Source organism: Paraburkholderia sp. (assembly GCF_024281035.1).
In the GTDB taxonomy this organism is placed as follows: domain Bacteria; phylum Pseudomonadota; class Gammaproteobacteria; order Burkholderiales; family Burkholderiaceae; genus Paraburkholderia.
Window position 1 is genome coordinate 1 of record NZ_JAMXLH010000056.1, and the last position, 14,791, is coordinate 14,791.

Annotated in this window: 16 protein-coding genes and 1 pseudogene; 6 read left to right on the plus strand and 11 right to left on the minus strand. The window is 61.3% G+C overall.

The genetic code is table 11. The features are described from left to right. Positions 1-588, minus strand: a 588-nt coding sequence (locus Q0L30_RS19335; protein WP_296659899.1) for a cytochrome c3 family protein, incomplete at its 3' end; no start/stop codon positions are given. A gap of 131 nt (positions 589-719) precedes the next feature. After that, positions 720-1,079 (minus strand): c-type cytochrome, encoded by a 360-nt coding sequence (locus tag Q0L30_RS19340; RefSeq protein WP_296659901.1) that lies wholly within the window; start codon positions 1,077-1,079, stop codon positions 720-722. Between the two features lie 671 nt (positions 1,080-1,750). On the opposite strand from Q0L30_RS19340, the gene Q0L30_RS19345 reads away from it, so the two are divergent. Then, entirely contained in the window at positions 1,751-2,239 is a 489-nt protein-coding gene (locus Q0L30_RS19345) for an Rrf2 family transcriptional regulator (protein ID WP_296659904.1), read from the plus strand. 774 nt (positions 2,240-3,013) lie between these two features. Here the strand turns inward: Q0L30_RS19345 and Q0L30_RS19350 are convergent. Continuing rightward, entirely contained in the window at positions 3,014-3,205 is a 192-nt protein-coding gene (locus Q0L30_RS19350; RefSeq protein ID WP_296659906.1) for a hypothetical protein, read from the minus strand. 433 nt (positions 3,206-3,638) lie between these two features. On the opposite strand from Q0L30_RS19350, the gene Q0L30_RS19355 reads away from it, so the two are divergent. Continuing rightward, positions 3,639-3,869, plus strand: a complete 231-nt coding sequence (locus Q0L30_RS19355; RefSeq protein WP_296659909.1) for a plastocyanin/azurin family copper-binding protein — start codon at positions 3,639-3,641, stop codon at positions 3,867-3,869. Positions 3,870-4,212: 343 nt separating this feature from the next. Here the strand turns inward: Q0L30_RS19355 and Q0L30_RS19360 are convergent, their stop codons facing one another. The 3 genes from Q0L30_RS19360 to Q0L30_RS19370 all read right to left on the minus strand — a co-directional run bounded on the left by Q0L30_RS19360 (position 4,213) and on the right by Q0L30_RS19370 (position 6,836). Beyond that, complete coding sequence (locus tag Q0L30_RS19360; RefSeq protein WP_293033265.1) at positions 4,213-5,814, minus strand: peptide chain release factor 3; 1,602 nt, start codon at positions 5,812-5,814, stop codon at positions 4,213-4,215. A 399-nt stretch (positions 5,815-6,213) separates the two neighbouring features. Further along, positions 6,214-6,504, minus strand: coding sequence for an H-NS histone family protein (locus Q0L30_RS19365; protein ID WP_296659913.1), 291 nt, complete (start codon positions 6,502-6,504; stop codon positions 6,214-6,216). A 104-nt stretch (positions 6,505-6,608) separates the two neighbouring features. Further along, the gene (locus Q0L30_RS19370; protein WP_296659915.1) at positions 6,609-6,836 is read right to left on the minus strand and encodes a hypothetical protein; all 228 of its coding nucleotides are present in this window, start codon (positions 6,834-6,836) and stop codon (positions 6,609-6,611) included. Between the two features lie 532 nt (positions 6,837-7,368). Here Q0L30_RS19370 and Q0L30_RS19375 point away from each other — a divergent pair. After that, positions 7,369-8,412, plus strand: a complete 1,044-nt coding sequence (locus tag Q0L30_RS19375) for a LuxR C-terminal-related transcriptional regulator (protein WP_296659916.1) — start codon at positions 7,369-7,371, stop codon at positions 8,410-8,412. 17 nt (positions 8,413-8,429) lie between these two features. Here Q0L30_RS19375 and Q0L30_RS19380 read toward each other — a convergent pair whose 3' ends face one another. Continuing rightward, on the minus strand, positions 8,430-8,708 hold the full coding sequence (locus Q0L30_RS19380; protein WP_296659919.1) for a hypothetical protein: 279 nt from the start codon (positions 8,706-8,708) through the stop codon (positions 8,430-8,432). 94 nt (positions 8,709-8,802) lie between these two features. Beyond that, positions 8,803-9,276 (minus strand): BON domain-containing protein, encoded by a 474-nt coding sequence (locus tag Q0L30_RS19385; RefSeq protein ID WP_296660004.1) that lies wholly within the window; start codon positions 9,274-9,276, stop codon positions 8,803-8,805. A gap of 273 nt (positions 9,277-9,549) precedes the next feature. On the opposite strand from Q0L30_RS19385, the gene Q0L30_RS19390 reads away from it, so the two are divergent. The 3 genes from Q0L30_RS19390 to Q0L30_RS19400 all read left to right on the plus strand — a co-directional run bounded on the left by Q0L30_RS19390 (position 9,550) and on the right by Q0L30_RS19400 (position 13,189). Continuing rightward, positions 9,550-10,950 (plus strand): GntP family permease, encoded by a 1,401-nt coding sequence (locus Q0L30_RS19390; protein WP_296659921.1) that lies wholly within the window; start codon positions 9,550-9,552, stop codon positions 10,948-10,950. A 283-nt stretch (positions 10,951-11,233) separates the two neighbouring features. Next, positions 11,234-12,706 carry an alkaline phosphatase family protein gene (locus Q0L30_RS19395; RefSeq protein WP_296659924.1) on the plus strand — a complete coding sequence of 491 codons (1,473 nt, stop codon included), beginning with the start codon at positions 11,234-11,236 and terminating at the stop codon, positions 12,704-12,706. Between the two features lie 30 nt (positions 12,707-12,736). After that, positions 12,737-13,189, plus strand: coding sequence for a hypothetical protein (locus Q0L30_RS19400; protein WP_296659926.1), 453 nt, complete (start codon positions 12,737-12,739; stop codon positions 13,187-13,189). 57 nt (positions 13,190-13,246) lie between these two features. On the opposite strand, the gene Q0L30_RS19405 is transcribed toward Q0L30_RS19400, so the two are convergent. From Q0L30_RS19405 to Q0L30_RS19415, 3 genes and pseudogenes are all read right to left on the minus strand, one after another. Beyond that, on the minus strand, positions 13,247-13,732 hold the full coding sequence (locus Q0L30_RS19405; protein ID WP_296659929.1) for an SRPBCC family protein: 486 nt from the start codon (positions 13,730-13,732) through the stop codon (positions 13,247-13,249). Then, positions 13,704-13,838 (minus strand): annotated as a pseudogene (locus tag Q0L30_RS19410) (transcriptional regulator); the annotation flags it as partial. The gene Q0L30_RS19405 and the pseudogene Q0L30_RS19410, both read right to left, overlap by 29 nt. Before the next feature lie 23 nt (positions 13,839-13,861). Continuing rightward, complete coding sequence (locus Q0L30_RS19415; RefSeq protein ID WP_296659931.1) at positions 13,862-14,533, minus strand: SagB/ThcOx family dehydrogenase; 672 nt, start codon at positions 14,531-14,533, stop codon at positions 13,862-13,864. Between the last annotated feature and the right edge of the window lie 258 nt (positions 14,534-14,791).

Consider the following 14,791-nt stretch of genomic DNA (forward strand, 5'->3'; position numbering starts at 1 on the left):
GGAACAGGCCATCTTGCCCACGGCGATCGGGTGCGCGGAAATCTTGTTGATTTCGGCACGCTTTTCACGGTGGCACTTGAAGCAGACGGTCGGCTGCTCTTCCTTGATACGCACAGGGTCAGTCGGGTTGTGAACCACGTGGCAGCTGGTGCAGGCGACGTCGTTTGCCTGGTGCTGGCTACCCGGCCAATGCATGCGCAGACCTGCCTTGTGGCAGACGAGGCACGCTTCGGACTGCGCCTGCGGGCTGATCGGCGTATAGCCGGCGGGCGAGTGCTTGCTGCCGAACACGCGATCGGGCGGCAGGCGATGACCGCCTTCGGTCTTGCCGCTCAGGTGGTTCTGGCTTTCGCCGTGGCAGTCCTGGCAAGCCGGGGTCCTCGAATCGCCAATCGCGCCATGGGGCGTCTGGTAGATCGAGAGGATCGGTTTCTTTTCAGATTCGTCGTGGCATTTCGTGCAGACCGCGTCACGCTGCTGACGCGTGAGACTCCCCGACGGGGAGTCCTCCGCATGGCTAGCGGACACCAGCCCTAAGGCCAGCATCACGCCGCAAAATACCCCTTTCCACCAATTTTTTGATTTCATGTCTGCACGTCATCCCACGTGTCCGCCGTGCTTCGCCTGCGTTTAGTACCACTAAGGGCAGACGCAGCGCGGAGGACAGTTTCAAGAATTTTTATAGGGAAGCTACCCGGACAACCCGGGTACTCCAGCCGCTATTGAAGCGAGAGGATCCAGTCGATCAGATTCTTGATTTGTGCCATGTCCTTCGGCGGATCCGTTTCGATGATCTTGTGGTTCTCTTCGTGACCATCCGGGAACTTCGCCTTTTCACCGGACGTGACGTGGTGAATCAGCTTGGCCTCTGCATCGGGATTGCCCTTGTACTTCTGCGCAACCTTCGCCCATGCCGGACCATCCTTGTCCTTCTGAATGGCATGGCAACGGAAGCAGTTGTTCTGGCGGGCGAGTGCCTTGGCGGCGTCAGCATCGGCTGCCGATGCCGAACCCGATACAAACAACATTCCTGCGGCCAGTGTGGCGACAGCGAGTGAAACGGTAGAAATTGCTCTCACGACTTGCTCCTTCGATTGATACGAACCAACACCCTCGTCGATGTCATGTTGCTATCCACAGGTTTGTCTTTATTGACCCTGCGGATCCGCCTCAAGACGCCTTTCAATTAACTTACGTTTATTAAGTAAGTTCAATGCAACCCGCTACCTCAACGAACGCCTGCAATGATCCACACCTGCAACGTAGCTAACAATATTTATCCCTACGTTCGTTACACCAAGTTCATTCCTGGTTGCGCTCTATCAATGGCGAATCAGAGAGGTGTTGGCTGTAAATGACATCGCGAAAAGTCATCATTTGTTCGCTTCCCCAATTACCCATCGACAGCGAATAAACATCAAATCGTGATAGAACTAACCTTCTTATGAAATGCATGTTTTTTATATCGCTATAGACGGGCGTCGTGACAGGCACATTAAGCGAAAGGGAGGTCCGTCTTTCAGACTCGGGCGATATAGGCGCTATATGTTTGTTACAGGATGAACGATGTGGACCCGTGTCGCAATTGGGTGTGACGTCAAGTCACGCAGATCGGATGATTCTTGAAAGCCGTTGCAATGTATAACGTCAATCACAGCGAATAGATGAGTGGAAAAACGATAGATTCAGCTCACTATTTGTTAGAAGATTCAAAAACGGTTGCGGCTATCACACAGTCATATGGTGACTTATGAGACTTACTGATTTTACCGATTACAGCCTGCGGGTCCTGATCTATGTTGCGGAGCGCAACGACGAACTCACCACCATTCAAGAGATATCCGACTCGCTTTCCATTGCACGAGGGCACGTCGGAAAGATCGTTCACACGCTTGCGCGCGCTGGTTATCTGAGCACGACCAGAGGCCGGATGGGCGGAATGCGTCTGGGCCGGCCGGCAAACGAAATAACCATTGGCGCCGTCGTTCGCACGACCGAGCCGGATTTCTGCATCGTCGAATGCTTCAGCGCGGGCGACAACAAATGCGCGATCACGGCGGCCTGCGGCCTGCGAGGCGTGCTGGAGCAGGCTTTGCGCGTGTACATGGACGTTCTCGACCGATATTCTTTGGCGGACATATCGATTGAACAAGGCACACTGGCACGTCTCATTGCCTGCGCTCCGCCGGTTCGCCCACTAGTGCATTGCGTTCATGAGTTGGCCGTCATCGAGAGTTGATCGCGTCGAGCGAAAAAAAATCTTCGCACGTCGCGTGGAATGGCAAATGGTTTCATATCCACCGGATTTGCAAACCAAATGGCACTCCGATGGCGGGAGTGAATGACGCGAATTCAAGCACACGATGGCGAAGGAGTTGCATAGGCAACTCGACATATGGAGAGTTTGAGCGAAATATTACGGCGTGTTACATGACTCGCTCTTCTCGGGGTAATTTCCACACAGCACTTCAGCGTAGTCCGGTTTCTGGCGAATGACGCAATTACCATCTTGAAGCCCGGCCGATCGAAAATGGCGCCGCTGTCAGTTTTCTCGCAGCACACTCTAATTCTTAAGAAACCTTAAGTTAAATCGGCGGACAATCGATACGCCTTAAGAAATCTTAAGTAATAATCGCGGGCAGCCTCTACTCCTATTTGATCCACTTGCGCAACTGAAAACTGCCCAACGCAATTTGGCCAATTCTCAAGCACGGCTGTTCGATTTCAATCCGGCTCCCCATCACGTTATCGACATACCCTGCAGAGTCTGCGGCTTTATGCCCCGAAAAAGCTGTGTAAAGTACGCACGCGAATCGCTTCTATTCAATCCGGCCATATTGGATCAGCGCCACAAAATCTTCATATTTTCAACGGTATTAGCCCCATGAGGTGACGCACGACTTACCGTTGAGCGATTCTCTCGTACGCCCTGGATGCGGCAGTTTGCCCGGCGAATTTGAGTCGATGTCTGTTTGGGAATTGCAATGTACAGCCCGGTTTTCTTTCAAATCAATTACTGTTGAGCACTGTCGTTGTTCGAACTCTTCTGCCCGGGTCTGGCGAACTGCATCTGGAATTGATCGGTTGTGAACACACCGATGGCGGTTGCACGCGCCAGGACGGCCACGCATGTATGCCGCAACAAGAAGACTGGCTGGAGCGAATCCAGCGGCGTGGTGCGGCTTGGCGCGCTATTCAGGCTCATGCGCCTCGGGATGTCGGCCGCGCTCTTGGCGGAGCTCTATGCGGCTGCCGGTCACTGTCCGGACTGCAACGGTTGTGCCTGGCGTATTCCGCTGTGTCGTGCGACGATTCGACACCTGGCGGCACACGAATAATCGCGATACAGGCCCTGCCTGTTTGCACACGAGATCACCCGGGGCTGCACCATGCTTGCCCCGCACCGGAGAATCATCGTGAAGACGGCAAGCATCCAGATGCATTGTCTCGCTCGCATTCGCCAGTACCGCAGTCATGGCGCACGGCCATGGCGAAGCGTCAGCCGTGGGCAAGGCCGGCGATCCGAATGAGGTGTCCCGCACGAACGCGGTAACCATGCTGGATACCCTGCACTTCAGCCCGGCCGACATCTCCTCAAGAGAGGCGAAACAATCCGGTTCGTGATCGGGAATGGGGGCGTGCTTCGCCGCGAAATGATGCTGGGCACTGCCGGAGAATTGACGGAGCACGCACAGATGATGCGTGCCATGCCGGATATGGTGCATCACGACGCCAACGCGATCACCGTGGACGCGGGACACAGCGGCAAGCTGGTGTGGAAGTTCACCAGGGCGGAAAAGTTCGAGTTCGCCTGCCTCCAGCCGGGACATTACGAAGCCGGAATGACGGGAACGGTGACCGTGAAGTAACGCGAGGCTGCATGTCGCCTGCGTGAAGTGCCCCGCGTTTCGGGGCACGCTATAGACACGTGATAGACACGCAATAGGCACGCAAAGGCACGCGGACGGAAAATTCGGCACGTACGCGAGCCGCCCTTGCGATCTAGCTTGAGGATGAGGCGCTTCACAGCGCTCTTCTGAATCAGCGCTACTGAATATCGACAGACGCCTGGAACAGATGAAAAAAAAGCCAGGTTCCCCTGGCTCATCATTTCCATTCAGTAAATCCGGATCGAGCGGCGTCAACCCGATCCGAATTCAACACGACTTCGCCTCAAGAATGACAACGCATCCGTGAGGCGAAAACGGGCGACTACAAGCCCTTGCGGAACGGTGCGCCCGAGTGCTCGCGCAACTCGTTGAACACGATCTTCGGCCAGGCCTTCTGCGCGACTTCGATTTCGGAAACGTGCGAAGCAAGGTAAGTCGGCGCGTTCGATGCGTCGTAGGCCATACGGGCCGCGTAGGCATCGGTGAAGCGGCGCAGCTCGGCGGAGTCGTCGCAGGTAACCCAGCGAGAAAGACGGTAGCGTGCGGGCATGATGCGCACATCCACCTTGTATTCGGCGGACAGGCGGTGCGACACCACTTCGAACTGCAGCTGGCCGACGGCGCCCAGAATCATCGAGCCCCCATGCAACGGGCGGAACACCTGAATCGCGCCTTCTTCGCCGAGCTGCTTGAGCGCTTCGCCCAATTGTTTCGCACGCATCGGATCGACCACTTCGATGGTCTGGAAAATTTCCGGTGCGAAGAACGGAAGACCCGTGAATTGAAGATCCTCGCCTTCGGTCAGCGTATCGCCGAGGCTCAGCGCGCCGTGATTAGGAATACCGATGATATCGCCAGGGTACGCTTCGGCCACGGTTTCGCGGCGCTGCGAGAGAAAGCTCACAACGTTGTTCGCGCGGAACGTCTTGTTGTTGCGCGTGATCTTCAGTTGCATGCCGCGCTCGAAGCGGCCCGAGCACACGCGGATAAACGCCACGCGGTCGCGGTGCGCGAGGTCCATGTTTGCCTGCACCTTGAACACGACGCCCGTGAACTTCGGCTCGTCAGGCTCGACCGGGCGCTGCACGGTCATACGGGCGGACGGCGGCGGCGCGAGATCGACGAGCGCATCGAGAATTTCTTTCACGCCGAAGTTGTTGATCGCCGAACCGAACAGCACCGGCGACTGCTCGCCTGCGAGGAACGCGTCGCGATCGAACGTGGGCGTCGCGCCCGTAATCAGCTCGACCTCTTCCTTGGCGCGCTTCCAGTGATAGCCGAAGCGGCGCTCGCCCTCTTCGAAGTCGAGAGCCTGCAGCGTTTCGACCGCGCCGCCGAGCGTTTCCTCGCCCGCGCGGAACACGCGCACCTGGTCGCGCTGAATGTCGTAGACGCCCTGGAACTCCTTGCCCATACCGATAGGCCAGGTGAACGGCACGGCGGCCACGCCGAGGTGCTGCTCGATTTCGTCGAGCAGGTCGAGCGGCTCGCGCACTTCGCGGTCGAGTTTGTTGATGAACGTGAGAATCGGCGTCTTGCGGCTGCGGCAGACTTCGAGCAGCTTGAGCGTCTGCGCTTCCACGCCGTTCGCGCCGTCGATCACCATCACGGCGGCGTCCACGGCGGTCAGCACGCGGTACGTGTCTTCCGAAAAGTCCTCGTGGCCCGGCGTGTCGAGTAGATTGATGACGGCATCGCCGTACTCGAACTGCATGACCGAACTCGCGACAGAAATGCCGCGTTGCTTTTCGATCTCCATCCAGTCGGACGTCGCATAGCGATTGCTCTTGCGGCCTTTCACCGTGCCCGCGATCTGAATCGCGCCCGAAAACAGCAGCAGCTTTTCGGTGAGCGTGGTTTTACCCGCGTCCGGGTGAGAAATGACCGCGAACGTGCGGCGGCGTTTGAGTTCGGAAACTGACATCGAGCTGGGTATCACAGATGAAATTCGGGCAACCGGGCCGCGCGGGCATGGGTTGCTGCAAAGGCGGCGGCGTGGGCGGCCACCCGGGTCCGGTTACCGGACGGCATCGCAGGGCCGGCGTGGGATCCGGCGCCGCGACGAATAGCACGCACGGTCGGGGAATCATGGCTCACACCGGCGCAAAGCGGCGCCGCGGACGAATGATACACGGCATTACGGCGTGCGATGAAGAGTTCGATACGCGCGTATGGGCGCCGCGGCGACATCCTGCATGCGACGCATGCACGCAAACGCCCTGTGACGCGATGTGCGCGACCCGTGGTGAGCTTTTGCGGGAGCGCGCGGCCCGTGCCGCGCAAGAAGGCTGCCGGCCCGCAATCGCTCGTGGCGGCCTGCCGGTTAATCCTGGATCAGGAAGCGGTCGCGATTCTTGCCTGCGAGCCAGCCCGGCGCGCGGCCGCGGCCGCTCCACGTTTCACCGGTTTTCGGATTCCGGTAGCGGGCCGGCAGCGGCTTCTTGCGCGGCGCAGCCGCGCGACTCGAGAAGCCGAGTTCTTCGGCCGTGATGTCGTACTCGGCAATTTTTTCCTTGATCTCGGCGATTGCCTGCGCAATTTCTTTTTCGCGTGCCACCGCAACTTCCTTGTGGAGCTTTTCCAGTTGGGCGGTCAATTGCTTGTAGCTCGGCATGAGAAGTGATCTCCAGAATGGTCACACGACAGCATTGTGACCATTCTGGCGTCAAAGAGTGCCGAATTGCGTCTTTTTTTTCCTCAGTACAGCAATCCATTGCGCTATCGCAGCGTCTGGCGGCGCATGCTTTCGCGCACGCGTGTCTCAAGCGCGTGGAGCGCATCGCGCAGCCGCTTCACACGCTCCGTCTGCGAAGGCGTCAGATTCGCGCACAGCACCGATTCGAGCCGCCCGCGCCAATACGAAAGCGGAATGCGGTCCTGCCCTGAAAGTCGTGCAATGACATGTTCCAGATGCTCGATATCCCTTTCCAGTTGATGGTGATTCACTGTTGCCCCCGGGTTATGACAAGCCATTTAAAGACACGCCCGCGGGCGCATCTACGTATTTTCGGTTTGCGCTGCTTCTTTTAAGCGATGTCCGGGCATTTTTCCCGATTGGCGTTTATGCCGGATTCGTTACGGATAATGGCACGCGCGCATGGCAAAAATCTGTCGCGCATGCCTGAGAAAACCAATCCCGTGATTGTGCTTATCCGCCGACCATCCGCGGTTGTCCGTTGGCTACCGCACTGAAGCTGGGCGCCACGTCTGCGAGCCTGACGACGCATCGACGACAAACCCACTCGAGAGTAACGACGGCTATTGAACCTGTACATTCCTCATTTGTGGAAAAATATGCTCCGCGCATTTTTGCGGACAACAGGCGGTGCCGATATTCAGCGATGAGTCCGCGGTGGAATCGAACGAATCACAATATGACAGTTTGCTGAACGCCATTTACGAAACAATCGACAACTCTGCGTTCTGGAAAGAATTTTGCACAAGATTATTAAAATCGACCGAAACCACCTCGGTTCATTTGTTTGCATTCGACCGGCACCGCAATATTTTCTCGTATGGTGACGGTTTCGATGTCGCCCGGAGCGAGCCGCTCGAACTGATCCGGCCGCTCTATCGCGACGATCCACGGCTTGAATGGCTGCGCGCGTTTGCGCCCGGCAAATGGCTGCATTACAGCGACACCGCCGAAAGCGATCATGCCAGCGGACTTCCCGTATTCGAGCCGCGCATTCTCGCCGCGGAACATCGGCACGTTTCGCTTTGCAAGCTGATCGACAGCTCGTCGCTGACCGTCATGCTCGCCTGCCGGCGCGATGCGGTGCAAGGTCCGCTGTCCGATGCCGCGCGTGCGCTGCTCGACCGGCTCACGCCCCACCTCATACGCGCGCTGCGTCTTCACGCACAACGCAGCACGCTGAACGCATCCGCGCTCGTGCATCGCGCGAGTCCGCCCGCGATGCTCGTCGATGCGCATGGTGAAGTGCTGTACGGCAACGAACGCGCGCAGCAGCTCCTGAACGCGACGCCGCTCGTGCGCGTGCGCGCGCACCGGCTATCCCTCCCGGCCCCCTGGCAGGCACGCTTGCTGGAAGACATCGCCATCGCCGAAGCGCGGCTGCGCAGCGCGACAAACGGTGCCCGGGAGGCCGCCACGCGGTTTCGCGCACTGCGCATCGTCGCGCCCGGCGATACGAACGGCCCGGAAGTGCTCTACGCGTTCTATAACGTGCAGACGTACGGCGACGCCCCGGTCGCCGAACTGTGCGCCGTGGCCGCGCTCACGTTCTATCATCCGCGCTCCGCGCCGCCGGTCGACGAGCAGGTCCTTGCCGACGCATTCGATCTGTCGCCCGCGGAATGCCGTATCGCCCATCTGCTCGCGGAAGGGCTCACACAAAAGGAAATTGCGGCGCGTGTCGGCGTGCAGCACGATACCGTGCGCAAGCAACTGCAGTCGGTGTTCCAAAAGACCGCGACGCGCCGCCAGCCCGATCTGCTGCGCCTGCTGCTGAATCTGCCGGTACACCGGACGCAGCAGACGCACGTGACACACGCAGGCTAGCCGCGCGGGACGCGGGCTTATTTGGCCCGGCAGGCGAACACGAGGTTGAAGGTGGAGCCGCTCGTGGATGTATCGATGGTGTCGTAGGCGCCGCCGCACTGCGCGCGCGCCTGCTGCGAGCAGGAGTCGCGGTCGCCTGCAGACGGGCATTGCACCTGGACCGTCGGGCGGCCATCGGAGAGAAACAGCGGCGGGCTGCTGCTGCACGCGGACAAGGCGGCAAGCAGCGCGCAGGCGAGGGCCGCGAATGGCAGCCTGCACAAGCGGAAGGACAGCGACAAACCTGGACGATTCATGTAGCACCCCAATGAACTTTCTCATTCTTCGATGTGCGATTGTGCCATGCCGCGCACCTGCGGCGCGGCATGCGCCCTGCGCGCGCGGGCACACTCAGTTCGGCGGCGGCAGCGTCTTGTAAGGCAGCGCGCCGTGCGGATCGGCGACCACGCGCACAAACACCTGCTCGACATCCGGGATCGCTTCGAGGCGGCGCTGCAACGCAGCCCGATCGAATGAGGCGGGCGCGCATCCTTCCGCGTAGACAAAACGCCGCTGCACGGTAATCCAGAGGCTCGTGTTCGCGAGCGACGCGTCGCCCTGGAACTGCCGGCGAACCGCGGCCGCGATATCCGCGTCGTAAAGATACGAGTTCGGCTTCGAGCACTTGTGCGCAAGCCAGCAGGTCGTGCCGCGCTCCACACGATAATGCGCATCGTCTTCGGCCTCGGCCCGCGTCATGAACGGCCCGAGCGGCACCGGACATGCGCTCACCGCGCTCGACAGCGCGAAAAACGGATCGTTGTACCAGTTCTTCACCTGCGCCTGCGCGGCGGTTGCCGTCTGCGCATGCACACCGGGGCACATCGCAAAACCGGCCACAGCAACGGCCACAAGACCGGCCGCGCGTGCGCCACGCGCAATCCACGTCATGCGCGGCGGCTTCGCCCGGCGCAACACCCGAATCGAATCGAACCACTTCATCGCCGTCGCCCTCCCCACCGCCAGCACGCCCTGGCACGACCTCGCACGGCCAACGATAGCGCCGGTCAACCGGCGCGGCAATCATCAGACGATTCTGTAGAATTGCCGCGACGCCTCAACGATTGCCGAACCACGATCATCATTGAAGGAAACGCAATGTCGTTTGTCATCGTCCTCGCCGCCCTGGCGTTCCTCATGCTCGCTGCTTATCGCGGCTACAGCGTGATCCTCTTCGCCCCCATCGCCGCCCTCGCGGCCGTGCTGCTCACCGGTCCGTCCGCCGTCGCGCCTGTGTTCTCCGGCATTTTCATGGACAAGATGGTCGGCTTCGTGAAGCTGTACTTTCCCGTGTTCCTGCTTGGCGCCGTTTTCGGTAAGGTTATCGAACTTTCAGGCTTTTCCGAGTCGATCGTCCACGCCGCCATTCGCTACATTGGCCGCTCGCGCGCGAATGCCGTGATCGTTGCGGTTTGCGCGCTGCTCACGTATGGCGGCGTGTCGCTCTTCGTCGTGGTGTTCGCCGTCTATCCGTTCGCCGCCGAACTCTATCGCCAGAGCAACATCCCGAAGCGGTTGATGCCCGGCGCCATCGCGCTCGGCGCGTTCTCGTTCACGATGGACTCGCTGCCCGGCACGCCGCAGATCCAGAACATCATCCCGACGAGCTTCTTCAGGACGACCACGTGGGCAGCACCCGTGCTCGGCATCATCGGCTCGCTCTTTATCGTCGTCGTGGGTCTCACGTACCTCGAATGGCGCCGCCGCACCGCGATGGCGAAGGGCGAAGGCTACGGCACGTCGCTCGTGAACGAGCCCGATCGCGTCGAAACGAAGAGCCTGCCGAATCCGTTGCTCGCCATCGCGCCGCTCGTGCTCGTCGGCGTCGCGAATTTCGTGCTCACGCGCTGGATTCCGGTGTGGTACGGCGAGAGCTTCACCGTCGCGCCCGACGTGCTGCCCGGCATTCACGCGCCCGTCACGACCACCATCAAGCAGGTTGTCGGCATCTGGTCCGTAGAAGGCGCGCTGCTGCTCGGCATCGCACTCGTGCTGGTCACGGCGTTCCGCCGCGTGCAGTCGCGCTTCGCGACTGGCACGAAGGCGGCCGTGGCCGGTGCGCTGCTCGCTTCGATGAATACCGCCTCCGAATACGGCTTCGGCGGCGTGATCGCCGCGCTGCCGGGTTTCATCGTCGTGAGCGACGCGCTCAAGAGCATTCCGAATCCGCTCGTCAATGCGGCAGTTTCCGTGAGTTCACTCGCGGGTATCACGGGCTCGGCATCGGGCGGCATGAGCATCGCGCTCGCGGCCATGTCCGACCAGTTCATCAAGAGCGCGCAGGCCGCGCACATTCCGATGGAAGTGCTGCACCGCGTGGTCGCAATGGCGAGCGGCGGCATGGACACGCTTCCGCACAACGGCGCCGTCATCACGCTGCTCGCCGTGACGGGCCTCACGCACCGCGAGTCGTATCGCGACATCTTCGCGGTCACGGTCATTAAAACGCTCGCGGTGTTCTTCGTGATCGCCGTGTACTACGCGACCGGACTCGTTTGACCGTGCGCGACCGCTTGACCGGTCGACCGCTCGGCCGCTCATGCGGCGGCGGCGCTGAAGGCGTGCGTTTTCCCGGCGCGTGGCCGTCCACGCGCCGGGCAGCGCCGCATCCGGGCACAATGCAGCGCAACCCGCGCGCAATAGCACGTGATTTTCCAGCCGGGCAACACGCCGATTGGCGGCGCACAGCTTCGCGCGGATAATCCGTGAAGCTGCTTCGCGGGCGCAAGCCGACTGGCGGGGCCGCAGCATCGCAAGACTCGTGCAATCCGCAGGAGGCAAGATGACTGACTGGTCCGCCATACGGCATGTCGTTGTCCTGATGCTGGAGAACCGTTCGTTCGATAACGTCTTCGGTTTCTTGCGCCCGGCAGGCCCCGATTTCGACGGGCTCGACGGCGCAGGTTGCGCGGGCAACGACGGCATCGCACCGTGGCCCACGCCCGGGGACACCGGCTGTTCGACGGTCCCCAACCCCGATCCGGGCGAAACGTTCGACGACATCAACGCGCAACTCTTCAACGGGCCGATCACCGGCGTGCCGTCGATGAGCGGCTTCGTCGCCAATTACAACCACCTCGGCGGCAACGGCGCCGATGTCATGCACTGCTTCACGCGCAACGATCTGCCTGTCCTGAGCGAACTGGCGAGCAGCTTCGCCGTCTCGGATCGCTGGTTCGCGTCGGCGCCGTGCCAGACCTGGCCCAACCGGTTTTTCGTGCATGCGGGCACCGCCAACGGGTATGAGAACAACACGCTCGACGGCTTCCCGTTTCCGATGCAGACGATCTTCAACGAACTGCAAGGCGTCGTGCCGTGGAAGATCTATTTCCACGATTTTCCGCAGACCGCGCTGCTCTCGCGCCTGTGGCCGTATTTCGCGAATTTCAGGTTGATCGACGAATTCATCAGCGACGCTGCGGCAGGCCAGTTGCCGGCCTACGCCTTCATCGAGCCGCGGTATTACCCGGATGTGGTGCAATTGCCGAACGATATGCATCCGCCGCATCACGTGCCGTTCGCCGATGCGCTCGTCGCACGCGTCTATAACGCGGTGCGTGCGTCGCCCAACTGGGACAACACGCTGCTGATCGTCACGTTCGACGAACACGGCGGCTGTTTCGATCACGTTCCCCCGCCCGCCGCGACGCAGCCCGAACCGCCACGGCCGATGCAGCGCTTCACGTTCGACCGCTTCGGCGTGCGCGTACCCGCCGTCGTCGTCTCGCCGTACACCGCCGCGGGCACCGTGTTGCGCGCGGACGGTCCCGTGCCGTACGACCACACGTCGATCCTCAAGACCGTGCGCAACTGCTTCGGCATTGCCGGGCCGCTTTCCGCGCGCGAGGCCGCCGCCCCCGATCTGTCCGCAGCGCTCAATGCGCCCTTCGACGCGAATCGCGGGCCGCTATCGATCGATGTGCCCGCACCCATCGTCGACGACGCCACACTGCAGGCCGCGAACGGGCGCGACGTGACGCACATGCAGGGTCTGTTCGCGCTCGCCGCAAAGAGCCTCGCGCCACTGGGCGCCAGCACGACCGTTACCCAGCACATTCAGGACCTCATCCAGTCAAAGAATCCCCCGGCTGGCGCGGCCGATGCCCAGACACCGGCGGCGCCGACGACCGCCGGCGCCGCCGGCACCTTTGCGCGCAGCATCATGCAGAAGATACTCGCGCGTTTCGCGGCCCCGAAGCCGCCGCAGGCAGTGCCGCAAGCAGCGCCGCAAGACTCGATTTATCGCGGTCAATGACGTTTTCATCTGGTTTTCCAGGAGAATGCGATGCCCTTACCCTCCGATACCGGCACCTGGCTCGCGCAGCCCATGAATTACTGGTTCGCCGCGCTGCGGCCGTTCTTTGCGCTTTACGCCGTACCGAGGTCACTCGACCAGTCGATCTTGCCGTGGACCTTCGCGGGCCTTGTGGTCAACGAGAACAATTCGAGCGACCCGGCGACCGAACAGGCCGTCGTCACCAAAGACAGTTATGGCCGGCAACTGGGACGCATCTCCGATGCGCTCGCGTGCCTGATCGACACGCTTGCCGAAGACGAAAAGAAGAACAAGGCCATCGAGGCGTTTCTCGGCATGAAGGCGCAAATCGACGCGATCAAGGACAAGGCTCAGGCCGCGCGCTTCGACAAGGTGCTGTCCGACCTCGCAGACCTCCGCCAGCGCGACGAGCCTACCTTCTACGAACGCGTCGAGCGCATCAGTGCGCTCGCAACTAAATGACGTCGCGGGTAGCCTCCTGAGCATGCGGCGGAGCAATCCGCCGATGAGTCAGGCAGGTTAACGCAGCGCGCTCGCGAACTCGTCGAGCTGAGTGATCACGGTATTCCAGCCGTCGAAAAAACCCAGCTTTTCGTGCTGCTCGCGCGCCGCATCGTCCTGATGCATGACCCGGGCAATGTAGCGGCTTCCTGCGCCTTCGTCGGCCATCGTGATGATCGCCGTGAAGCCGAGCCACGGCTTGGCCGGACGCCAGCCTGCCGTGAGCATCGACGTGAACACGATGCGCGATTGCGGCACGACATCGAGGAAGCTGCCGGGGTTATCGCTGGTGTTGCCATCCGGCCCCCGCATGACGGTATGGAAAGCCCCGCCCGGTTGCAGGTCGAAGGCGCTCACTTCGGTCGTCCACGGCCTGGGGCACCACCACTGCCTGAGCAGGTCCGGCTCCGACCACGCGCGCCACAGCGCGGCCCGGGGTGCGCGCAGCACGCGGGTGATGACGAGGTCGCGGGAATCAGCGTTTTCGGCTTTGGGTTGTGTCATGGGTTTGCTCCTCTTGATGAAGTCGTTCGACAAAATTGGCCATGCGGTCAGACCGTGCTTCCCACACGGCGCGCTGCTCCGCGATCCATTGCTCCGCCTGCGAAAGCGTAGCCGGAATCCGCTCGCAAATCAGGCCGGAAAACCTACCGGGATGAGATAGCCGGGCGTCTGGCCGGGAGGCAGGGCGAGTGTCCGCGCTGCCCGAGCTGCGTCGAAAGAGCCGACGGGCACGGCGACAAGCCCAAGTACGGCGGCCTGAAGCAGCATGTTCTGTGCCGCGTGCCCGACCTCGAGGTCTGCATACCGGTTGGCTCGGGCGCCGTACCTGGGGGCGAGCCGGTTCGGGTCGGCGGCCACTGCGATCACGAGCGGAGCGCCGCCGACTGACGCTTGCCCGAGTGCAAGTTCTCTCAGTTGAGGGCGCAGGTCGGGCGTGGCCCGCGTCTCGGCGCGGTGGCCGTGAGGCAGGTAGTGGATCACCTCCGTGGGCGTCACGGCGTAGAGCTCCAGCGCGTACAAGGCGCCGGCCGACGGAGCCGCGCGCTTGCCATCCGGGCTGGTGATGCCCTGCCCGGCCCACAGCAACTGGGCGATGGACTCGATCGGCACCTGCGCTGGCCCGAAGGTGCGCACCGATCTGCGCCGCGTGATGGCTTCCTCGAAAGAGACCGGGCCGGTGACTTTGGGCTTGGGCAGCGCGATGTCATTCACGTACTTCGCCGGGGTTTCCTGCGCTTCGCAGCCGGCAACCTCGGCCATCGCGCTTGCGGCCAGCACTGCCAACAGTTCACGGCGTTTCATCGGGCGCCTCCAGGAGCGAAGGAGCAGGCCAGCAGGCGGATCCCGCACCCTGCGCGAAGCTCAGTATTTCACGTTTCCGGTCCTGTCTTATTTTGTGTGCACGCAATCCCGCAAAGAGACAAGTGCCTGATAGTTTTGGGTTTTATCTCGTGCGCGAAGGTGTTTCGACCGAGTTTCAGCAGGCGCTGGATCGAGTCTGGAGATTGGCGCCGGCATGTCGAATGCCCGGCCTGGAACAGTCAATGGCCAATCCTGAAA